The sequence below is a fragment of the Cupriavidus sp. TMH.W2 genome, assembly GCF_050847365.1.
In the GTDB taxonomy this organism is placed as follows: domain Bacteria; phylum Pseudomonadota; class Gammaproteobacteria; order Burkholderiales; family Burkholderiaceae; genus Cupriavidus.
In genome coordinates, this window is the sequence record NZ_CP193793.1 from 1,197,819 (window position 1) to 1,218,723 (window position 20,905).

The following is a 20,905-nucleotide window of genomic DNA, read 5'->3' on the forward strand; positions in this document are numbered from 1 at the left end:
TTTGTCGGAGTCGGACGCTTGGGCCTGGGGGACGTCACCTGCCGCGCGGCAGGGTGTTGCCGCGGGCGGTGTGCTTTTCCGGAGCCGGCTGCGCCTGTCAAAGGCAGCCGGTCAGGGAGGGCCGATGCCGGTCAGGCGTCGACCTTGAGCGTGCCGCGTTCGATCTGGTCGCGTTCCAGCGACTCGAACAGTGCCTTGAAGTTGCCTTCGCCGAAGCCTTCGTCGCCGCGGCGCTGGATGAACTCGAAGAACACCGGCCCGAGCGCGGTCTTGGAGAAGATCTGCAGCAGCAGTCGGGGCTTGCCGCCTTCCGTGGTGCCGTCCAGCAGGATGCCGCGCGACTTCAGTTGCTCGACGGGCTGGCCGTGGCCGGGCAGGCGCGTCTCCAGCGCCTCGTAGTAGTAGTCGTTCGGCGCGGTCATCAGCGGCACGCCTGCCAGTTGCAGGCGGTCGATGACCTCGATCAGGTTGTCGGTCAGGAAGGCGATGTGCTGGATGCCTTCGCCGTTGAAGGCCATCAGGAACTCTTCGATCTGGCCGGCGCCCTTGGACGATTCCTCGTTCAGCGGAATGCGGATCTTGCCATCCGGCGCGGTCATGGCCTTGGAGGTCAGGCCAGTGTATTCGCCCTGGATGTCGAAGTAGCGGATTTCGCGGAAGTTGAACAGTTTTTCGTAGAAGTTGGCCCAATAAGCCATGCGGCCACGGTAGACGTTGTGGGTCAGGTGGTCGATCAGCTTGAGGCCGTGGCCGACCGGGTGGCGGTCGACGCCCTCGATGAACTCGAAGTCGATGTCATAGATCGACTTGCCTTCCTCGAAGCGGTCGATCAGGTACAACGGGGCGCCGCCGATGCCCTTGATCGCGGGCAGGCGCAGTTCCATCGGGCCGGTCGGGATCTCCACCGGCTGGGCGCCCAGTTCCAGCGCGCGGGCGTAGGCCTTGTGCGAATCCTTGACGCGGAAAGCCATGCCGCAGGCGCTCGGGCCATGCTCGGCGGCAAAGTAGGCGGCGTGGCTGTGCGGCTCGCGGTTGACGATGAAGTTCACGTCGCCCTGGCGGTACAGCACCACGTCCTTGGAGCGGTGCTTTGCCACCAGCGTGAAGCCCATCTGCTCGAACAGCGGCTCAAGCACGTTGGGGGTGGGCGAGGCGAATTCCACGAATTCGAAGCCCATCAGCTGCATCGGGTTGTCAAACAGGTCGGCCATGGCTTACTCAGTAAGAACTAGAAGGGGCGGGAAATAATATTGTGGCAGCAGCACTTGCTTATGAGGTCGGGCCGGTGCTACCCGGCTCGGCACAAACCTGCGACAGGACAGGCCTGTAGTGCGCTTGCTTGGGATGCAGTGTATATTCCTGACGACAAAATTGGATTTCGTAAAACAGGCAGGGAAACCCTAGATTATGAAATCGAATTGCTTGAATCGCTGAGATGAGGAAATCAAAGTGCAATCGATCGAACTGGACCGTACCGATCGCCGCTTGCTGGGGGTGTTGCAGGAGCAGGGGCGGGCTTCCAACCTGGAACTGGCCGAGGCGATCGCGCTGTCACCGGCGCAGACTTTGCGCCGCCACCGACGCCTGGAAGAGGCCGGGCTGGTCAAGCGCTATGAAGCACGGCTGGACGCGGCCGCACTGGGCTTCGGCGTGGTCGCCTTTATCCATGTGACGATGGAACGCGGCCATATTCGCGACCTGTCCAACTTCAAGCGCCTGGTGGCGGAACTGGCGCAGATCCAGGAATGCTTCTCCGTGACCGGTGATATCGACTACGTGCTCAAGGTGGTCGCCAAGGACCTGAAATCCTTGTCCGACTTCCTGCTCGACACGCTGATGCGGATTCCGGGCGTCAGCGGCGTGAAGTCCAGCGTGTGCCTGGATGAGATCAAGTGCACCAGCGCGGTGCCGATGGAAGGCTGAAGCCGGCGGTTCAGTCCGGCTGCGCGTCGCGCCGGTCGCACTGGACATTCATGGCGCGGCACACGGCGCACCAGGATGGCCGCGAGCCGGGCGTGACGCCGCAGTGAGTGCCCTGATCGGGCAGGTTGCCGGACTCAGGCGCACTGCGCGCCGCCAGCCCCGCCACTGGCACGGCCACCGTTTGCGGCTGGACCCCGCCGGCGCAGGCCTGCGAGACCGCGGCATCGAGCGCCTGCAGGCCAACCGGCTTGACGATCACGGCGTTCATGCCCGCAGCCAGGGCCGCGGCGTGGTCGCCGGTGACGGCGCTGGCCGTGCAGCCGATGATCGGTACGCGGCCGTGCGCGTCTGCGCGGGCCCGCACGGCGCGCGTGAAATCCAGGCCGTCCATGACCGGCATGGCGCAGTCGCAGACGATCACGTCGAAACTGCCACGGTCCAGACTGGCCAGCGCCTCGCGCCCGTCGCAGGCGGTGCTCACGCGGTGGCCCAGGTGTTCCAGCTGGCGCTGCAGCAGCAGCCGGTTGGGCGCGTGGTCGTCGATCACCAGGATGCAGGCCTGGCGCCGCGCGCAGCCGGCCATGGGCAAGGGCGCCGCCGGTTCCGCCGGCTCTGCCGCGACGGCAACCGTCAGCGGCAGTGACACCACCACGCGCGTGCCCCGGCCAGGCTGGCTGGTCAGCGTGATCTGGCCACCCATTGCGCTGGCCAGGCGCCGGCAGATCGCCAGGCCCAGGCCAGTGCCGCCCGCCCGCGGGTGCGAGCGCCCGTGCACCTGCTCGAACGGTTCGAACAACCGCGCCTGGGCCGCGGCAGGGATGCCGATGCCGGTGTCGGAGACGGTCAGCATGACTTGCTGTTTGCCGTCGTGGGGCGCTTGCGCGTCGAGCCTGACGTGGATCGTGCCGGTGTCCGTAAAGCGCACCGCATTGGACACCAGGTTGGCCAGGATCTGCCGGAATCGCAGCGCGTCGACCTGATGCAACGGTACGAGCGCGGCGCCGATGCCGCTGGTCAGGGGCAGGCCTTTCTGTGCGGCCACCGGGCCGAAGATCAGCAGGGTGTCCTTGACCAGCCCTGACAGCGATGCAGGCGCCGGGTGGATGCTGAATTTGCCCGCCTCCAGCTTGGACAGGTCCAGGATGTCGTCGATCAGTGCCAGCAGGCCCAGCGCCGACTTGTGCGCGGTGACCAGTTGCAGGCGCTGCTCCTCCGACAGCTGGCAACGCGCCAGCGTCAGCTCCAGCATGCCGGTGATGGCATTCATCGGGGTGCGGATCTCATGGCTGACCGACGCCAGGAAGGTGGACTTGGCGCGGTTGGCGGCTTCGGCTTCGGCCTTGGCGTGTGCCAGTTCGGCCAGCATGTCATGGCGCTCGGTCAGGTCCACACAGCCGCCGGCCAGGCCCTTGACGCTGCCATCGGCGCCGCGCAGCGGTGTCAGCCAGTTCAGCACATGGTGAATGCGCCCGCCCAGGCGCAGGCACCTGTCCTTGAGCAGCGGCTCGCCGTCTTCGATTACCTTGCGGTAGTCGCGCGCCACTTCCGCCATGTCCACGGCAACGGGGTGGGCCTGCAGGGTGGCGTCCAGCGGCTGCCCGCGCAGTGTGTCGCGCGTGGCGCCCAGCAGTTCTTCATAGCTGCGGTTGCAGGTGATGAGGCGCAGCGAGGCGTCGCGCAGGTAGACCGGCTGGGGAATGCCGTCGAGCAAGGCCGACTGGATCGCGACGCTGTCCTTCAGCGCATTTTCAGCGGCCCGGCGACGGCGTACCTCGCGGTACAGGGCAAGGATCCAGATCAGCAGGCATGGCGTGACGCAGCAGAACAGGGCGGTGGACCAGCCCAGCAGCCGCATATGCGGCTGGTGCCTTGCTGGCGTTGCCAGCGCCATCCCCGGCGCCCACGCGGGGATCTCCAGCACCGGTTGCGCCGGCGGGGATGGGCTTGCACCGGACGTTTGCGCTGCTGCCGCCAGCGGCCCGGCGCAGGCGCAGACCGACAGGCCAGCGCACCACGCTGCGGCGCACGTCAGCCGCCAGCCGCGCGCCGCGCGGCGCCGCGCCCGGACGATCCAGCCGGCCGGTGCTTGCGGCGTGGCAGGCAGGGCCGAACTGTCAGCAGCGCGATGCGGGGGCGTGGTGGCCAAAGCCGATGTGGCGGGGGAGTGTGGGTGGAACGGCAAGCGGGTTGGCAAAGAAAGTGAAGTGTCTTCACTCTAGGCGCGCGGCCTCGTCAGCTCATTAAGACGAATCTGAAATTGAGGGGGAAATTTCGGAATCACGTCCGCCCGACGCCTTTCACGTCACATATCGGACACAATCTTGGTGGTGTTTTAATCGCGGCCTGCCCCTGTGGCGCCCCAGGGGGAGCGGAAGCGGGCGCCCCCATGGCTGCAACCGGATCGCGCTCATGTCACCGAAAAGCCTTGATCGCTGACTTCGCGGGATGGCGTTCCTGGGTGTGACGGCGGCGTTATGATCTGGCATGCCCGCCGTGGATCACGTGACTGCCGGTCTGCCATGGGTATGGCCGGGTTATCAGAAGAAACGAATCGTCCCTCGGAAATTTCTGGTGCCGTCCGGCGCAATTGCTGAGCACAATGATGTGCTCAGTCGCCCGGACATCGAGGCGCTTTGCTATGGAGTTCAAGCTGTGCCCACAATCCTGATCGTCGATGACCACCCACCCGTGCGGGTAGTACTCAAGACGCACCTGTCCCAGGTGCTGGGCGTGACCCACGTGCTGGAGGCCGACAATGGCCAGGCCGCCATCGAGATCGTGCGCCAATACACTCCCGACGTGGTGATCCTGGATCTGGATATCCCCAAGATCAATGGGCTGGACGTGATTCCCCGCCTCAAGGCCAGTCATCCGGCGGTGCGCATCCTGGTCATTTCCGGCCAGGACCAGAACACATTCGCTCCGCGCGCGCGCCAGGCCGGCGCCCATGGCTTTGTCAGCAAGACACAGGAACTGGCCGAGATCGTCCGGTGCGCCGAATCCGTGCTGGCCGGCTATACGGTGATGCCGGAGATCGGCCACGGAAAATCCGGGGATGCCGGGGAAGCCGAGCGCCTGGCCACGCTTTCCGACAAGGAACTGGTGGTGATGCAGATGCTTGCCAAGGGCATGTCCAACAAGGAAATCGGCGAAGTCCTGTTTATTTCCAACAAGACAGTCAGCACGCACAAGACCCGGGTCATGGAAAAGCTGGGGGCGAGATCGATCGTCGATGTCATCGATTTTGCACGGCGCAACCATATTGCGGTCGGGTAGTGGCGAGGCTGCCAATGAGCTGTCCATGAATGGCGCGCTGTTGCTTGCCGTTCCCGGTGACACGCATTGGGTAGACAGTGTCGCCCGGATCCTGCGCGACCTCGGCTTTGCGGTGCAGACGGGCATGCCCGTGCCGTCTGCCACCGCGGACATTGGCCTGGTGATTGCCGATGCCGGCACCGGAATTCCCGACACCCTGCTGGGCGCATGGCGCGGCGCCGCCGTCTGCGCCCTGGTGCTGGCGCCAGGGGCGGTGCACGCGCGCGCTTGCAGCGAGGCCGGAGTGGCTTGCCTGCGCGAACCAGTGACTGAAGCCGCTATCCTTGGCCTGCTGGCCAGCCAGCACTATCTTGCACTCACCGTGCGCGAGGCCGCGGGTGTCGCGCAGGCCATCGCCGCGCAGACTTTCGGCAATCCAGCGTTTGCCGCGGAGCTGGTGCAGGCCCTGATGAGCTCGACCCGGATCGACCTGGCGCAATTGCAGGCGGCAGCGGATGACCTGGCTATGGTGCGAGGCATCGCCCACCGGCTCAAAGCTTCCGCGCACTACGTCGGCTGCCATGCGCTGCGGCTGATGGCGCAGCGGCTGGAACACGCTGCCCGCGACGGCGACGCCGCCACCGCCACAGCGCTGGTGGCGATCGTGGAGCCGACAATGGTGCGGCTGCTCGGCCTGCTTGCCACCCTGCCGGCAGCGGAATGATCGACAGGCTGCCGTCGAAAAAATACCGGGCAGGGATTACACCGAATTGGCGCAATGCCTTCGGTTGATTATTCTGGAATCCATGTCGGCACCAATTTTCAATATCCGGGAATAAGCGGTGCCGATTAATTTGAGACGGAACTGATTCAAGGCGGGGTTAATGTGGCGCGGATACTGGCGGCGCCGCATGCGGCCGGATTTTCAATTCCGGGGGCTGCCGGTATTTTCCGGGAAGGGAGGCGGGGGGCGTGGCCCAGGTCATGGCGTCAATGCCGGATTCGGCGTTCTATTTCCACCTGGCCGCGGTGGCATTGCTGCTGCTGGGGCTGGCCGCGTTTCGCGCGGTCTGTTACGTGATGGCAGCCGCCGACGGGCGCAAGACCCGTGCCCGGCGCATGGCCCTGGTCAGTGCCGGGCGGCTGCTGGCCCTCGGCGGCATCTGGACCGCCATCGTCTATGGCCACGGTGCCTCGGAGCGGGCCGGCGCGCACAACTGCCGCCGTTTGCCCGCGGTGGATGCGGCCGCCCGCTACGCGGCGGAATATTGCTACCTGGGCCGTGAACGGGTGCTGTTGCGCATCTACGGGCCGGAGCGCGACCGCCTGCTGGCCCATCGTACCTTCACCAGCACCGGGCCGGTGCAGTTCAGCTGGGACGGCCAGGCCGTGGTGTTCGATCCCGCAGCACCGGGCAGGAAAGGGCGCCTGGCGTTGCCGCCGACGCTAGCCGACCGGTTGCTGGCGCGGTTGCCTTGACACTAACGCGGCGCCGCGTGCATGCGCGCCAGCGCGGCGTCCAGCCCGTCGGGGGCCGGCAGTCGCGCGATCAGCCAGCGTACTGCTTCGGACAAAGCCCGGCCGTCGTAGCCGGACGCAAAACTGTGCAGGGTGGCGCCGTGCAGGAAGCAACGCAGCGCCAGCCATTCAGGTTGCGGCGGGGTGTCCGGCGGCTCGCCGAACAGCATCTGCGGCACTGCCGCCAGCGGCGCGTGCACGGCCGTGGCCAGGCGGGTATCTCCGCGCGTTGCCATCCAGACTTCCAGGATGGCCAACGATACATGCCGCTGCGGGCGGCTCGCCAGGATATGCAGCATCAGGTGCAGACGCAGCGAAGGGCCAAGCGGGCCCAGTGCGGCCAGGCGGGCCGCTTCGCGTTCCAGCAGCCAGGTCAGCATCGCCGGCAGCAGGTCATAGCGCCCTTCGGGGAAATGATGCCGCAATGAGCCGCGGCTGCTGCCGGCGAGCTCGCAGACGCGGGCTTCCGAAAAGGCTGCGTAGCCTTGCTCGATGAGCAGGGTCGCGGCGGCGTCGATCAGGGACTGGCGGGTGCTGGCGCTGCGTTCGGCTTGGGTGGGCATGTGACGGATTGTAGCAATGCTGGGCCGGCGGTTTGCTGCGCCCGCCGCACCGCCATGCGGCGATCCATTCCATTCCGTTCCGAGCCGAGTTGCAGTTGCGATGGACCGCAAGCTCTGCGCCGAGCGGCGTCAGTGGGGCGCAGCCGCCGGGATATCGGCGCTGCAGCTGGGTGCCGCTTCGTCGTGCGAATGCGGTGCCAGCGCGCTCGGTATGTGCTGGCTGTCCAGGCCCTTGCCTTGCAGCCACTGCGCGGTCATGGCCGCGGCGCGGTCGATCAGTTCGCCGCATTTGGAATAGTCGTAAGGCGAGATATCGAGCGGGCACAGCGGCGGCACCACGCTGATCTGCGCGCGGTCGGCGAAGTGCTGCAGGTCGTTCACCAGCTGGCGCGCGACCAGCAACGAGAGCGCGTTGAACGCATGCTCCAGTGCGCCGCGCGGCGGACGCCGCTCGGCGCAGGTGAAGCCCGCAGGCAACACGATCACGCGCGTGGCGCCCAGCCCGATCGCGGTGGATACCGGGGTGTTGTTGGCCACGCCGCCGTCGATCAGCGTGCGGCCTTCGAATTGCACCGGGGGAAACACGCCGGGGATGGCCGCGCTGGCCAGCACCGCATCGACGATGCTGCCGCTGGACAGCAGCACTTCGTCGCCGCTTTGCATGTCGGTGGCCACCACATGCAGCGGCAGTTCCGCCGCCTCCAGCCGCCGCGGCCCGAAGTGCTGGGCCAGCAGACCGCGCAGCCCCGCCGCCTCTACCAGGTGGCCGCGGTTGCCGCCGAACATGCTCCACACGCTGCGCCAGCTCCACGGCAGGATGTCCGAGCGCCGGATGCCGCGCCACAGCGTGTCGAGCCGGCCGGCGCCGGCCACGCCCGGATTGCAGGCAAAGTAGGCGCCGTTGATGGCGCCGGCCGAGGCGCCGATCACGATATCGGGCATCACGCCCCACGCCACCAGTTCGCGCAGCATGCCGACCTGGATGGCGCCCAGGCTGCCGCCGCCGGCAAATACAAAGGCTGTCTTGTCCATGGCTGCGCCGGTCTCCTTTTCCTGTCTGCTGTCCTGAGCAAAGGATAGGCGACATCCACGCCGGCGGGCAGGGCGGCGGCAGGGGCCTTGGCGCGCGGGCGGGCGGGGCATCCCCGTTATCACGCAGACGTGATAGACCCGGCCAGCGCTTGTCCGGCCTGCCTTGGTTGTCCCGCGCAAAAGCATATGCGAAAGCATTCGTTCTGTGATGCGTGACGCGTTCTTAGGATGACGCCTTTCCCGAGCCATCCCACTGAAGCGAGACAGGCGTATGACAACAAGCAGAGCAGCGTCCCTTCGAACCTCTCACGCCCCCAGGCGCCGGCTGCTGGCCGCCGCGTGCCTGGGCGTGCTGACGCTGGCCGCTGGCTGCGGCAGCGACGACAACCCCCCGGCCAGTGCCGGCGAGCCTTCGACGATCCAGCCAACGACGCCGCCGCAGGCGGCACGGCGCCCCAACATCCTGTTCATCATGGCCGATGACCTCGGCTATTCGGACCTGGGCGCCTTTGGCAGCGAGATCCGCACGCCCAACCTGGACAAGCTGGTGCGCGACGGCCGGCTGCTGGCCAACCACCACACCGCGGCGGTGTGCGCGGTCACGCGTTCGATGATCATCTCCGGCACCGACCACCACCTGGTCGGGCAGGGCACCATGGCCAACACCGACGCCAACTACATCGACGAGAACGGCAAGCCCATTCCCGGCTATGAGGGGTACCTGAACGACCGCGCGCTGTCGATCGCGCAGCTGCTCAAGGATGGCGGCTACCACACCTATATGGCCGGCAAGTGGCACCTGGGCAGCGGCCTGCCCAATGCCACCAACCAGGGCACGGCGGTGGGCACCACGGCACCGGGCCAGACGCCGGTCTCGTGGGGCTTCGAGAAGAGCTATGCACTGCTGGGCGGCGGCGGCGACCACTTCGGCCGCAACGGCGCCACGGCCTATGTGGAAGACGCCCACTACGTCACGCCCAACACCACCAATTTCTATTCGACGGACTTCTATACCAGCACGATCCTGCGCTACATCGATTCCAGCACGGGCAGGAATGCCGACGGCAAGCCGTTCTTCGCCTACTTGACCTACCAGGCCCCGCACTCGCCGCTGCAGGCAGCGGCGGCCTACCTCGACCGCTACAAGGGCGTGTACGACGCTGGCTATGAGCCCATCCGCGCCGCACGGCTGGCGCGCCAGAAGGCGCTGGGCCTGATCCCCGCCGACTTCACGCCCAACCCCGGCCGCGACGAGACGCAGGCGGTCACGCCGGCCACGCCCAACTGGGGCACGGCGCAGGCCAGCTATGTGTCGGCCACGCGCAGCGCGGCGCAGGGCGGCGTGGATACGCGCGTGATGAACGCGAACAAGAAGTGGGACAACCTGAGCGCGGACGAGAGGAAGGCGCAGGCCCGTTACATGGAAATCTACGCGGCCATGGTCGAGAACCTGGACGACAACATCGGCCGCGTGGTGCAGCACCTGAAGGACATCGGCGAATACGACAACACGGTGATCGTGTTCCAGTCCGACAACGGACCGGAGGCCAGCTACTACGAATTCGGCGGCAACTACGACCAGTCGTACAACCTGCGCAATGCCGATCCCGCCGTGTTCCCCACGCTGGGCACGCCTGACTATAAGGGCCGCGCCAACCTGGACTACGGCCAGCGCTGGGCCGAAGTCAGCGCCACGCCGTTCAAGCTGTGGAAGTCGTTCCCGTCCGAGGGCGGCCACTCGGTGCCGACCATCGTCAAGCTGCCGGGCGCGGCACCGGTGGCGTCGCAGCCGAAGGTGGCGGCCTTCACGCATGTGGTCGACCTGGCGCCGACCTTCCTGGAACTGGCCGGCATCAGCGCGCCATCGACGCCTGCCGCACCGCTGTACGACAGCAAGGGCGTGAACCGCAATGCCGGCAAGGTGGTGTACGACGGCCGCAATGTCTATCCGATCACCGGGGTATCGCTGTTGCCGGCGCTGCAGGGCAAGGCCGAGGCCACCGGCCGCACCACCTTTGCCGAAGAGCTGTACGGCCGCACCTATGTCTACAGCGACAACTGGAAGGCAATGTGGATCGAGCCGCCGTTCGGACCGGCGCATGGCGAATGGACGCTGTACGACATCCGCGCGGACCGTGGCGAAACCAACGACCTGGCGGCGCAGCGGCCTGACGTGCTGGCAGACCTGAAGGCGAGGTGGAGCGACTATGCGGCCAGGGTGGGTGCGGTGCTGCCCAAGGTGCCGGGAATGATCTACTGACCGGGGCAGGCATGAAGCTCAAGGCAAAGTCCTGGCGCGTGCCGGCGATGACCGCGGTCGCTGCGCTGGCCTTTGCCGGCGGGCTGGCGGCGACGCTGGCGGTACCGGCCGGCGGCACGGCGCATCGCGCGCAACTCGGCACGCCGCAGCAGTGCGCGGCGTATGCCGGGCTGCCGCAAGGCTGGGGCCAGTCGCGCACTGCCGGCATGGTGCGTGTGGCCGGTGGCGAGTTCGTGCCGGGCACGACGCTGGGCTATCCCGACGAACGCCCGGCGGGCAAGGTCCGCGTGCGCCCGTTCTGGATCGACCAGACCGAGGTCACGGTGGCGCAGTTTGCCGCCTTCGTCCAGGCCACCGGCTATGTCACCGATGCCGAGCGCCAGGGCGCCGCCGTGGTCTTCCATCAGCCCACTGACGCCGAGTTGCGCGCGCGCCCGTATGCATGGTGGTCGATGGCGCGCGGCGCCGACTGGCGTCATCCGCAAGGCCGCGCGGCGGGGCAGGAAGCGGGCGGCGACGGCTGGCAGGCACGTGCCAGCCAGCCGGTCACGCTGGTGACCCAGGCCGATGCGCTGGCCTACGCGCGCTGGCTCGGGCGCGAGCTGCCGACCGAGGATGAATGGGAGTTCGCAGCCAAGGCCGGCCGCAGCGATGCCGCGCTGGAAACCGCGCCGCAAACGGCTGACGGCACGCCCACGGCCAACTACTGGCAGGGCGTGTTTCCGGTGCTGAACACTTCGCGCGACGGCTTTGCCGGGCTGGCGCCGGTGGGGTGCTATGCGCCGAACGGCTTCGCGCTGTACGACATGATCGCCAACGCCTGGGAATGGACCGCCGACCCCTACACCGGGCCGCGGCAGTCGCATGCCAATGGCGATACCGCGGCGGTTGCCGGCAGGCAGCGGGCGGCACGCAGTGCCGTCATCAAGGGCGGCTCGTTCCTGTGCGCGCCGGACTTCTGCGTGCGCTACCGGGCGTCGGCGCGCGAACCGGCCGAGAGCGACCTGCCCGCGTCGCATATCGGCTTCAGGACGGTGTTGCGCGATGGTTGATCGACGACGGATTTTGCTGGCTGGCCTGGCGCTGATGGCGCTGGCAAGCGCAGCCGAGGGGCAGGGGGCGCGCATCGTGCGGATCGGCGTGGCGCGCGATGCCGATGCCGAACTGCTGGCCGCGGCGCAAGCCACCGGGCTGAGAAATGGGGTGCGTATCGAGTCAGTGCGCTTTGCTGATGGCGCGCAGGCCGGCGCCGCGCTTGTGGCCGGGCGCATCGATGCCAGCATCGCGCAGCATGCGCCGGCGCTGGCGCGCGTGCACGCCAGCGGGCGCAGCGCGCTGGTTGCGGTCGCCCATACCGTGACCTACCCCATGGGGCTCTACTCGCGAAATGCGGACCGGCTGGCGGCGTTGCCTGCGGGTGCCAGCGTGGCGTTGCCTGCCGATGCCGAAGGGCAGGGCCGCGCCTTGCTGCTGCTGCATCACCATGGGCTGATCCGGCTGGATACGTCGGCAGGGCTGCAACCGCGGCTCGCCGACATCCGTGCCAACCCGCGCCGGCTGAAGTTTCAGTCCCTGGCGCAGGCGCGGCTGGCACCGGCGCTTGCCAACACCGCGTTGGTGGCGATGCCGTTCGATGCGGCGGCCGCTGCGGGCCTGGCGCCCGCGCGCGACGCCATCGGCATGGAGGACGCGCGCGTGCCGTTTGCCAATGTGCTGGCCGTGCGTGCACAGGACCGCGAGGCGCCGTGGGTGGCCGCCACCGTGCGCAGTCTGCACGCCGATACGGTAAAGGGCTTCATCCTGACTCGCTTCAACGATTCGGTGCGGCGGCCATGGTGATGGCACAGGACACCGGCGCGGCGGTGGCGTCGTTCCACTGCAGGGCCTGCGGCAAGTGCTGCAACTCGTGCAAGGCGCGTTTTCGATCGTCAATTACGCAATTAACCGCCAGGAATTTACCCCGCTCGCCTGCCTTGGCTAGTAGCGGCATGGCCGGGATTGCGCAGGGGCGTGGCTTAGTCGAGAAACTCGTCCACGGAGATGCCGAGTTGCCCGGCCATGTGTTCGACCAGGCCTTGCAGCTTCGCCACCTTGTCGGTCAGGGCCTGTTGCCCGGCGCGCAGCTGTTCGATTTCGCCCGGCGAAGCCGTGGCGCCGTCCGTCGCGCGCACGGAATCCTCGTCAGCCGCTGCGGCGCTGACTTCGCCACTGAGCAGGTGCATCCAGCGGTTTTCGCGCGCGCCCGGGGCGCGAGGCAGCCGGACCACAAAGGGCGGTGCGTGGCTGGCCAGTTCGTCAAGGAACGCTTCCACCGACGAGATATCGGCAAAGCCGTGCAGGCGCGCGGTGTTCAGGCGCAACTCCGCGGCGGTTTGCGGGCCGCGCAGCAGCAGCATGGCCAGCAGCGCGACAGACTGTTTGGGCACGGCCAGCACGCGCTGCATATTGTGCTCGAAGCGCGGCACGCGGCTGCTGCTGCCTTCAAAGACCAGGCTCAGGCCCTTGAGGCCGTCGATGGCCTCCATGATCTCGGCCTCGCTGACGTTCATCACCGGGGCGCGGGCGGTCTTCTGGTTGCAGCCCGAGGCCAGCGCATTGAGCGACAGCGGGTAGGTATCGGGCACGGTGTGCTGTTTCTCGACCAGCACGCCGAGCACGCGGCCTTCCGCAGGGGTCAGGGGGCGTAGCGCCGGACGGGCGCGACGGTCGCCAGGCTCGCTGGCGTCGGAATCAGGGTAGGAATGCATCAAGGCTTGTTGTTTGCTGACGGGGGCGGCGGATGCCGCCACGCCGAGGCGCTCATTCAATCCCAAGCCGGCACATTCCGCAACTGCGCCGTGCGGTCCTCGCATTCTGCGCGCCACTGTCTACTATCGATAGGCCGCACGGCGGCAACCGGAAAAGTCAGCCAGGGGCGCACGGGTCCAGACGGGGAGCGAGCATGGCGATTTCGCAGGACATGGCATCGGAAGCGGACAGCGGCCCGGAGGCTGGCGGCGGCCTGGAGGCGCCATATTCCACGCTGGAGTCACGTTCACACCAGATGTTCCCGCGGCTCAGCGCCGACGACATGCAGCGTGTGCGGCGCTTTGGCACGCCGCAGAGCTGGCGCGCGGGCGAGAAGCTCTTTGCCATCGGCGACACCGGCCGGGGCATGTATCTGATCATCAGCGGCAGCGTGCGCCTGATACGGCGCGACGGCCTGGGGCGCGAGCACCAGATCACTGAGCAAGGGCCAGGCCACTTCCTGGCCGAGGTCGGCACGCTCAGCGGCCGCCCGGCGCTGGTCGACGGCGTGGCCGTGACCGATACCCAGGGCTATGCGGTCACACCGGAGCGGCTGCGCGCCCTGCTGGTGGCCGAGGCCGAGCTGGGCGAGCGCATCATGCGCGCGCTGATCCTGCGCCGCGTGGGGCTGATCGAGTTCGGCAGCGGGCCGGTGCTGGTCGGCCACGGCACCGAGCCGCAACTGGTGGCCCTGCAAGCCTTCCTGCGGCGCAACGGCTACCCGCATACGGTCATCGATATCGACGCGGAACGCGACTGCTCATTGCTGCTCGACTACGCCAGCGCGCCCGCCAGCGACTTCCCGCTGGTGATCTGTGCCGACGGCCGCGTGCTGCGCGCGCCGGACGAAGGGCAGCTGGCTTCGTGCCTGGGGCTGTTGCCGGAGTTCGATCCGCACCACATCTATGACGTGGTGGTGGTCGGGGCCGGACCGGCGGGGCTGGCCACGGCCGTCTATGCCGCGTCCGAAGGCTTGTCGATTGCGGTGTTCGATTGCCGCTCGCCGGGTGGGCAGGCCGGCGCAAGCGCTCGGATCGAGAACTACCTTGGCTTCCCGACCGGCATCTCAGGCCAGGCCCTGGCCGGGCGTGCGTTCGTGCAGGCGCTGAAGTTCGGTGCGCATATCGCCATCCCGCTGGAGGTCAAGGCATTGCATTGCGGCGCGGACCCGATCCGGCTGGAGCTGACCGATGGCCGCATGATCCCGACCCACACCGTGGTGATCGCCACCGGCGCGCAGTACCGGCGCCCGGACATCGCCGCGCTGGAGCACTTTGAAGGGCGCGGCGTCTACTACTGGGCCTCGCCGGTGGAGGCCAAGCTGTGCAAGAACGAGCCGGCGATGCTGGTGGGCGGCGGCAATTCGGCCGGGCAGGCGGCGGTCTTCCTGGCCTCGCACGCGGCGCACGTGCATATGCTGGTGCGGGGGCCGGGGCTGGCGGCCACCATGTCGCGCTACCTGATCGACCGCATCGGTTCGCTGCCCAATATCACGCTGCACGCGCACGCGCAGATCAGCGCGCTGGCGGGCGAAGGGTGGCTCAGTTCGGTGTGCTACGAGTGCCGGGAAGAGAGTCCGGCCCCCGTCACGCTGGACGTGCGGCACCTGTTCCTGTTTATCGGCGCCGATCCCAATGCGGCGTGGCTGCGCACCTGCAAAGTGGAAGTCGACGACAAGGGCTTCGTGCGCACCGGCGGGGGCTCGCTGGGCTGTGCGTCCGCGGTGCCGTATCCGCTGCAGACCAGCGTGCCGGGCGTGTTTGCCATTGGCGACGTGCGGGCGGGCTCGACCAAGCGCGTCGCCGCGGCGGTGGGTGAGGGCGCGGCGGTGGTGGCGCAGATCCACGACTACCTGGCGCGGGTTCAGGCCGCCGTGGCGCGCTGAGCGCCGAGCCGCTCAGGCCTGTGCCTCGCGCTCCAGCAATTCGCGCTTGCGCGCCACGCCCCAGCGGTAGCCGGACAGGTTGCCGTCGCTGCGTACCACGCGATGGCAGGGGATGGCCACTGCCAGGTGGTTGGCCGCGCAGGCCTGCGCCACCGCGCGCACGGCACGCGGCGCGCCGATGCGGGCCGCGATCTCGGCATAGCTGGCGGTGCTGCCCGCAGGGATCTCCCGCAGGGCCTGCCACACGCGCTGCTGGAACGCGGTGCCGCGCACATCTAGCGGCAGCGCCAGGCCGATCGAAGGCGCTTCGATAAAGCCCACCACCTGCGCCACCAGTTGCTCGAACTGTGCATCGCCGCCGATCAGGTTGGCGCGCGGGAACTGGTCCTGCAGGTTCTGCAGCAACGTTTGCGGATCGTCGCCCAGCAGGATCGCGCAGACGCCGCGCTCGCTTTGCGCCACCAGGATCGCGCCCAGCGAGCACTGGCCAATGGCAAAGCGGATATCGGTGTCGGCCCCGCCCGCGCGGTAGCGTGACGGGGTCATGCCCAGCACCGCGTCCGAGGTCTCGTAGAAGCGGCTGTTGGAGCCGAAGCCGGCGTCGTAGATCGCCTCGGTCACCGACTCGCTTGTGCCCAGTTGCTGGCGCAGCTTCCTGGCGCGGTGCGCGGCGGCGTAGGCGCGCGGCGTCACGCCGGTGGCGGCCTTGAACAGGCGATGGAAGTGATAGGGGCTGACGCCCGCCGCGCTGGCCAGTTCCGGCAGCGTGGGCAGGGTGTCGGCAGTCTCGATGCGGCGGCAGGCATCGGCCACGATGGCCGCGTGCTGGGCCGCCAGCGCCGGCGCCGCGGCACGGCGGCTGGGCCGGTAGCCGGCGGCCTCGGCCGCTGCGGCGTTGTCGAAAAACTCGACATTGGCCGGATGCGGCAGGCGCGACGGGCTGCTCGGCAGGCAGTACACGCCGGTGGTCTTGACCGCATAGACAAAGGCACCGTCGGCGCCCGGATCGCGCGCCAGCACGCGGGCCCAGCGCGGGTCGCGCTCGATGGCGCTGGCTTCCGGCTGCGGTGTGTTTCGCGTCATGGATCGGGTCATGGGATGCCTCACGTGGCGTCGTGGAAGATGATGCCCAGCGTGTATCGCTGGCCCGCGTGCAGCCGGCTGACGCCATGCCTCAAGTTCACGCGGTGGCTGCCGCGACTGCCGGGCACCGGGCGCTGGCTGACCGCGAATACCACCGCGTCGCCCTGGTGCAGCGTCACCACCTCGGCCCGCGACTGCATGCGCGGCCGCTGCTCGGTCATCACGAACTCCCCGCCGGTAAAGTCGCGGCCTGGCTCGGACAGCAGGATGGCAACCTGCAGCGGGAACACGTGCGCGCCGTACAGGTCCTGGTGCAGGCAGTTGTAGTCGCCGGGGCCGTAGCGCAGCAGCAGGGGCGTCGGGCGCAACTGGCCGGCGTCGTGGCAGCGGGCAAGATAGTCGGCATGCGCGGCGGGGTAGCGCACGTCGATGCCCATGGCGGCGTTCCAGCGATTGGCCACCGGCACCAGGTGCGGGTACAGCGCCGTGCGCAATGCAGCCACGGCGCCGGGAAGGGGATAGCGGAAGTACTTGTACTCTCCCTGGCCGAAGCCGTGCCGGCGCATCTCGATGCGCGAGCGGAACAGCGCGTCCTCGGCATAGCCGGCAGCGATCGCGTCGCATTCGGCCGCGGACAGCAGGCCCCGGATCGCGGCGCAGCCGTAATCGTCGAGATCGCGTGCCACAGCGGCCCAGTCGGTGCCATCGACGCGGGTGGCGATATCGGTTCCGGACCCATCTTGTCGCGCCGTGCCGCGCGCCGGCGGTGTCGGCCTGCGCGGCCCTGCCACGGCCATTTCCGGACGTTGTATCTGGCTGATGCTCACTGCGAATCTCCTGTCTCTCGCTTGCATGGTGCCAACTTTAGGCCGTGCGCGTGCGCCTCACACTCCGGGTCTTGCTTTTGAATTCTGCCCGCCATCCTGCCTTGACAAGACAGGTCTGTCTACAAATAATGAGACAGGTCTGTATCATCATGAGCAGGCTGTTCTTGCCCGACCCCACCCGTTTCCAGCAAAGGAGCACCCGCATGTCCGCACAAGCCGAAATCCGTCCGCCGCTGCCCCCGTTCACCCACGAAACCGCTGCCGCCAAGGTCCGTGCCGCCGAGGACGGCTGGAACCGCCGCGATCCCGAGCGCGTGGCGCTGGCCTATACCGTCGACAGCGCCTGGCGCAACCGCGCGGAGTTCGTCAATGGCCGCGCCGGTATCGTCGCCTTCCTGCAGCGCAAGTGGCAGATGGAGCTGGATTACCGCTTGATCAAGGAGTTATGGGCGCACGATGGCAACCGCATCGCGGTGCGCTTTGCCTATGAATGGCACGACGATTCCGGCAACTGGTACCGGTCTTACGGGAACGAGAACTGGGAGTTCGACGAGGCGGGGCTGATGCGCAGGCGCCTTGCGTGCATCAATGATGCGCCGATCAGGGCGGCGGACCGCAAGTTCCACTGGACACTGGGCCGGCGCCCGGATGCGCATCCGGGGTTGAGTGAGCTGGGGTTGTAAGGTTTTTGGGTGGCGGTACGGCGATGTTCGCTGGCTACCGCAAGCCAGCTCCCTCTCCCGCCTGCGGGAGAGGGTTGGGGTGAGGGCGGGGGTATCGACGAAGTGCGGGCTGATGGTATGCCAGCGCCTGCCCTCACCCCCTGCCCCTTGTATGTTTCCAACAGCCCGATGCGAAGGCCTCCTGGACTGTCTGGTGGACAAAGCTTCACTGATAAGTTATAGGGCTGTGTCTTCGCTCTCCCGCAGGCGGGGAGCAAACAAGCGGTCGAGGGACACGCTGAAATCCTCGTTACTGCATCTTCTCCAGGTTCCCGATCCGCACCAGCATCTCCGTGAACATCTGCATATCCAGGTTCAGGTCGGCCACTTCCTTGTACTCGCGCGCATTATGCGCGGTGTACTTCTTGCCCGGCATGGCCGGACCGAAGTTGATGGCATTGGGCATCAGCTTGGCGGTGGTGCTGCCGGCCGTGGAAACCGGCCTGGCTTCCAGCCCGGTGGTATCGCCAAAGATGTTCAGCAGCGTGGACAGCCACGCGCCCTTGGGGTCGCGCGCCATCCAGTTGCCCTGGTCGTACTTGATCTCGACCGGGCCATGGGTGGCGGCCCAGCCGAAAATGCGCTTGGTGATCTTGCCGCCCAGCTCGTCGGGCGTGCGGCCGCGCGGCATGCGCACGTTGGTGACCACGTCGACATATTCGCCGCGCTCGCGCACCAGCGTGGGCGACATGGTCAGCGGGCCCATGAACGGGTCGCGGTAGGCCACCTCCATCCTGGTGCCCAGGTAGTCCAGCCCGTACAGGTCGTTCAGGTAGCGGACCGCATGCAGGTAGTGGTTCTCCACAAACTTCACGCCGCTGGCCTGCAGGAACAGCGCCAGCCGCGGCAGCGGGTTGACCCCTTCCTCGGGGCGGGATCCATGGGCCGAGGCGCCGGTGACCTTGACTTCGACGTCGTTGCCGTCGCGCTTCACGTCGACCGAGAACTTCCCGCGCGGCGTGTAGCGGCGCAGGAATTCCGTGCGCGCATGTTCCAGCGCGGCAGCCAACGCCGCAGGGTCGCCGCCCGCGATGCGCGCGGTGGCGGTTTCAGGGATGGCGTTGGCCGAAGCCGCGCCGCGCATGGCGACGATGGCCGGTCCCTTGTAGCCGGCCTTGCCTTGCGCGCTCTTGTCGTCCGCCGCCTTGATGCCGAACGAGACCGTCAGCGTGCCGGAGCCTTTCTCGGCGACCACGGCCGGATATTTGCTGTCGAGCACCACGTTGTACTCTGGCAGCGTGGTGTGCTGGCGGTAGTACTTCATGCCGTCGCCTCCGGTTTCCTCGGTGGTTTCGATCATCAGCCGGATGGTGCGCTCCAGCGGCACGCCGCTTTCCTTGACGGTTTTCATCGCATACATGACCGCTGCGATCGAGCCCTTGTCGTCGATGGTGCCGCGTCCGTACAGGATGTCGCCCACACGCGCCATGCGGAACGGATCAAGCCTGGTGCCGTCGTCCAGCACCCACTCCTCGGCCACGGCCGGCACCACGTCGGCGTGGGTCAGGATGCCGAAGGTGTCCTTGCCGCCGCCGGCCAGCGTCACTTCAAAGACCCGGTTGTCGACATTGCGGTAGGCCAGCCCGAAATCGCGCGCCATGGCCTCGATCATCTTGCCGAATTCGATGATGGCGGGGTTCTCGTGCTGCGGGATCTTTTCGTCGCGCACGGTGCGCAGCGCTACCATCTTGCCGATGGCGTCGATCACCGCGGTCTCGTTGTGCACACGGTTGTAGACACCCAGCAGCCGGGCGATGTTGACCAGGTTGTCGCCTGACAGCGGCGTCCTGGACTGCCACGCGGCCACCGCCGGCGCGACCGCGGGTTCGGCCTTGCCCGCGGCGGCCATAAAGGCCTGCAGGTCGGCCTGGGCAGCAGTTCTGGTGCCGCTGGTCAGCGCTTCCAGCGCCGGCTTCTTCAGGGTTTGCGCTTGCACCGGCTGGGCCAGCACCAGAGTTATCGCGAGCATCGGTGCCCACCGATACAGGGACGGCAGGCGGCAGTGTCGGGTCATTGCGGACAAAACGGAGTCTGAGAGGATGCCGCATGATAGGGCACTCCCCGCGGCTTTCCCGAAAAAAATGCTGTTGCGTCCGCGCGGAAGCCGCCCTGTCACGATGATAGGCGATGCCTATCCTCCATTGATAGTTTCAGGCAATCATCGCAGTTAAAACGATGAATTGTACAAATCACATCCTGGTCGACAGAATGGGGCCTTCGCTGCAACCCGCAGCCGAAACCAACTCGATCCAGACCAAGGAGTGAACTGATGCTGCAATCCCGTGAAGGCCAACGCGTTCCCAATGTCGCTTTCCGCGTGCGTGAAGACAACGAGTGGAAGACCATCACTACCGGCGAGCTGTTCAACGGCAAGACCGTGGTCGTGTTCTCGCTGCCGGGCGCCTTCACGCCGACCTGCTCCTCGACCCACCTGCCGCGCTACAACGAGCTGGCGCCGGTGTTCGCCAGGCACGGCGTCGATGACATCCTGTGCGTGTCGGTCAACGACACCTTCGTGATGAACGAATGGGCCAAGGACCAGGAGTCCGCGAACATCACCATGATCCCCGACGGCAATGGTGAATTTACCGAAGGCATGGGCATGCTGGTGGACAAGACCGACCTGGGCTTCGGCAAGCGCAGCTGGCGCTATGCGATGCTGGTCAAGGACGGCGTGGTGCAGAAGATGTTCATCGAGCCGGACGAGCCGGGCGACCCGTTCAAAGTGTCCGACGCCGACACCATGCTGGCCCACATCGCCCCGAATGCGCGCAAGCCGGACCAGGTGGTGGTGTTCTCCAAGGTCGGCTGCTCGTTCTGCGCCAAGGCCAAGCAGCTGCTGGACGACAACGGCTTCGACTACATCGACGTGCCGCTGGACAACAAGGTGCGCGGCAAGGTGCTGGGCGCCGTGTCGGGCGAGATGACTGCACCGCAGGTCTTCATCAACGGCAAGCTCATCGGCGGCACCGAGGCCCTGCAGCAGTACCTGGGCAACTAAGCCAGATCTCTTTTTCCCCATCCGGGGACCGGCAGTCGCCGGACCCGAT

Annotated in this window: 19 protein-coding genes; 10 read left to right on the forward strand and 9 right to left on the reverse strand. The window is 67.3% G+C overall.

The annotated features are described in order from the left end of the window. Window positions 1–131 precede the first annotated feature (131 nt). A complete protein-coding gene (gene hppD / locus ACREYQ_RS23060) occupies window positions 132–1,211 on the reverse strand; it encodes a 4-hydroxyphenylpyruvate dioxygenase (RefSeq protein WP_432262469.1) in 1,080 nt (359 codons plus the stop codon). Window positions 1,212–1,449: 238 nt separating this feature from the next. Here hppD and ACREYQ_RS23065 point away from each other — a divergent pair, with 238 nt between their 5' ends. Next, the gene (locus tag ACREYQ_RS23065; protein WP_432262470.1) at window positions 1,450–1,923 is read left to right on the forward strand and encodes an Lrp/AsnC family transcriptional regulator; all 474 of its coding nucleotides are present in this window, start codon (window positions 1,450–1,452) and stop codon (window positions 1,921–1,923) included. Between the two features lie 10 nt (window positions 1,924–1,933). On the opposite strand, the gene ACREYQ_RS23070 is transcribed toward ACREYQ_RS23065, so the two are convergent. Beyond that, window positions 1,934–4,069, reverse strand: a complete 2,136-nt coding sequence (locus ACREYQ_RS23070; protein ID WP_432262471.1) for an ATP-binding protein — start codon at window positions 4,067–4,069, stop codon at window positions 1,934–1,936. 506 nt (window positions 4,070–4,575) lie between these two features. Here ACREYQ_RS23070 and ACREYQ_RS23075 point away from each other — a divergent pair. From ACREYQ_RS23075 to ACREYQ_RS23085, 3 genes are all read left to right on the forward strand, one after another. Beyond that, on the forward strand, window positions 4,576–5,199 hold the full coding sequence (locus tag ACREYQ_RS23075; protein ID WP_432262636.1) for a response regulator: 624 nt from the start codon (window positions 4,576–4,578) through the stop codon (window positions 5,197–5,199). Window positions 5,200–5,224: 25 nt separating this feature from the next. Next, complete coding sequence (locus tag ACREYQ_RS23080) at window positions 5,225–5,902, forward strand: Hpt domain-containing protein (RefSeq protein ID WP_432262472.1); 678 nt, start codon at window positions 5,225–5,227, stop codon at window positions 5,900–5,902. A gap of 248 nt (window positions 5,903–6,150) precedes the next feature. Continuing rightward, complete coding sequence (locus tag ACREYQ_RS23085) at window positions 6,151–6,657, forward strand: hypothetical protein (protein ID WP_432262473.1); 507 nt, start codon at window positions 6,151–6,153, stop codon at window positions 6,655–6,657. A gap of 2 nt (window positions 6,658–6,659) precedes the next feature. Here ACREYQ_RS23085 and ACREYQ_RS23090 read toward each other — a convergent pair whose 3' ends face one another. Both ACREYQ_RS23090 and ACREYQ_RS23095 read right to left on the reverse strand, forming a co-directional pair. Further along, the gene (locus ACREYQ_RS23090; protein ID WP_432262474.1) at window positions 6,660–7,259 is read right to left on the reverse strand and encodes a TetR/AcrR family transcriptional regulator; all 600 of its coding nucleotides are present in this window, start codon (window positions 7,257–7,259) and stop codon (window positions 6,660–6,662) included. Between the two features lie 129 nt (window positions 7,260–7,388). Continuing rightward, the gene (locus ACREYQ_RS23095) at window positions 7,389–8,291 is read right to left on the reverse strand and encodes a patatin-like phospholipase family protein (RefSeq protein ID WP_432262475.1); all 903 of its coding nucleotides are present in this window, start codon (window positions 8,289–8,291) and stop codon (window positions 7,389–7,391) included. Window positions 8,292–8,562: 271 nt separating this feature from the next. On the opposite strand from ACREYQ_RS23095, the gene ACREYQ_RS23100 reads away from it, so the two are divergent. Genes ACREYQ_RS23100 through ACREYQ_RS23110 form a run of 3 tightly spaced genes read left to right on the forward strand, consistent with a single transcriptional unit; the run spans window position 8,563 to window position 12,390 of the window. Next, window positions 8,563–10,551 (forward strand): arylsulfatase, encoded by a 1,989-nt coding sequence (locus ACREYQ_RS23100; protein ID WP_432262476.1) that lies wholly within the window; start codon window positions 8,563–8,565, stop codon window positions 10,549–10,551. Between the two features lie 11 nt (window positions 10,552–10,562). Beyond that, entirely contained in the window at window positions 10,563–11,603 is a 1,041-nt protein-coding gene (locus tag ACREYQ_RS23105; protein ID WP_432262477.1) for a formylglycine-generating enzyme family protein, read from the forward strand. Next, entirely contained in the window at window positions 11,596–12,390 is a 795-nt protein-coding gene (locus ACREYQ_RS23110; RefSeq protein ID WP_432262478.1) for a MetQ/NlpA family ABC transporter substrate-binding protein, read from the forward strand. The genes ACREYQ_RS23105 and ACREYQ_RS23110 overlap by 8 nt, the downstream gene beginning before the upstream one ends. On the opposite strand, the gene ACREYQ_RS23115 is transcribed toward ACREYQ_RS23110, so the two are convergent. Continuing rightward, the gene (locus tag ACREYQ_RS23115; protein ID WP_432262479.1) at window positions 12,362–12,541 is read right to left on the reverse strand and encodes a hypothetical protein; all 180 of its coding nucleotides are present in this window, start codon (window positions 12,539–12,541) and stop codon (window positions 12,362–12,364) included. The two genes, ACREYQ_RS23110 and ACREYQ_RS23115, sit on opposite strands and share 29 nt — an antisense overlap. 25 nt (window positions 12,542–12,566) lie before the next feature. Continuing rightward, a complete protein-coding gene (locus ACREYQ_RS23120; RefSeq protein WP_432262480.1) occupies window positions 12,567–13,298 on the reverse strand; it encodes a YceH family protein in 732 nt (243 codons plus the stop codon). Between the two features lie 194 nt (window positions 13,299–13,492). On the opposite strand from ACREYQ_RS23120, the gene ACREYQ_RS23125 reads away from it, so the two are divergent. Then, the gene (locus ACREYQ_RS23125; RefSeq protein WP_432262481.1) at window positions 13,493–15,223 is read left to right on the forward strand and encodes an FAD-dependent oxidoreductase; all 1,731 of its coding nucleotides are present in this window, start codon (window positions 13,493–13,495) and stop codon (window positions 15,221–15,223) included. Between the two features lie 12 nt (window positions 15,224–15,235). On the opposite strand, the gene ada is transcribed toward ACREYQ_RS23125, so the two are convergent. Then, window positions 15,236–16,306: a bifunctional DNA-binding transcriptional regulator/O6-methylguanine-DNA methyltransferase Ada gene (ada, locus tag ACREYQ_RS23130; protein ID WP_432262482.1), complete on the reverse strand. Its 1,071-nt coding sequence runs from the start codon at window positions 16,304–16,306 to the stop codon at window positions 15,236–15,238. A gap of 20 nt (window positions 16,307–16,326) precedes the next feature. Beyond that, window positions 16,327–17,133 (reverse strand): 2OG-Fe(II) oxygenase, encoded by an 807-nt coding sequence (locus ACREYQ_RS23135; RefSeq protein ID WP_432262483.1) that lies wholly within the window; start codon window positions 17,131–17,133, stop codon window positions 16,327–16,329. A gap of 203 nt (window positions 17,134–17,336) precedes the next feature. Between ACREYQ_RS23135 and ACREYQ_RS23140 the strand changes: the two genes are divergently transcribed. After that, a complete protein-coding gene (locus ACREYQ_RS23140; protein WP_432262484.1) occupies window positions 17,337–17,816 on the forward strand; it encodes a DUF1348 family protein in 480 nt (159 codons plus the stop codon). A gap of 289 nt (window positions 17,817–18,105) precedes the next feature. Here ACREYQ_RS23140 and ACREYQ_RS23145 read toward each other — a convergent pair whose 3' ends face one another. Then, on the reverse strand, window positions 18,106–19,824 hold the full coding sequence (locus ACREYQ_RS23145) for a dipeptidase (protein WP_432262485.1): 1,719 nt from the start codon (window positions 19,822–19,824) through the stop codon (window positions 18,106–18,108). A 300-nt stretch (window positions 19,825–20,124) separates the two neighbouring features. On the opposite strand from ACREYQ_RS23145, the gene ACREYQ_RS23150 reads away from it, so the two are divergent. After that, window positions 20,125–20,856: a glutathione peroxidase gene (locus tag ACREYQ_RS23150; RefSeq protein ID WP_432262486.1), complete on the forward strand. Its 732-nt coding sequence runs from the start codon at window positions 20,125–20,127 to the stop codon at window positions 20,854–20,856. The last annotated feature ends 49 nt before the right edge of the window (window positions 20,857–20,905 follow it).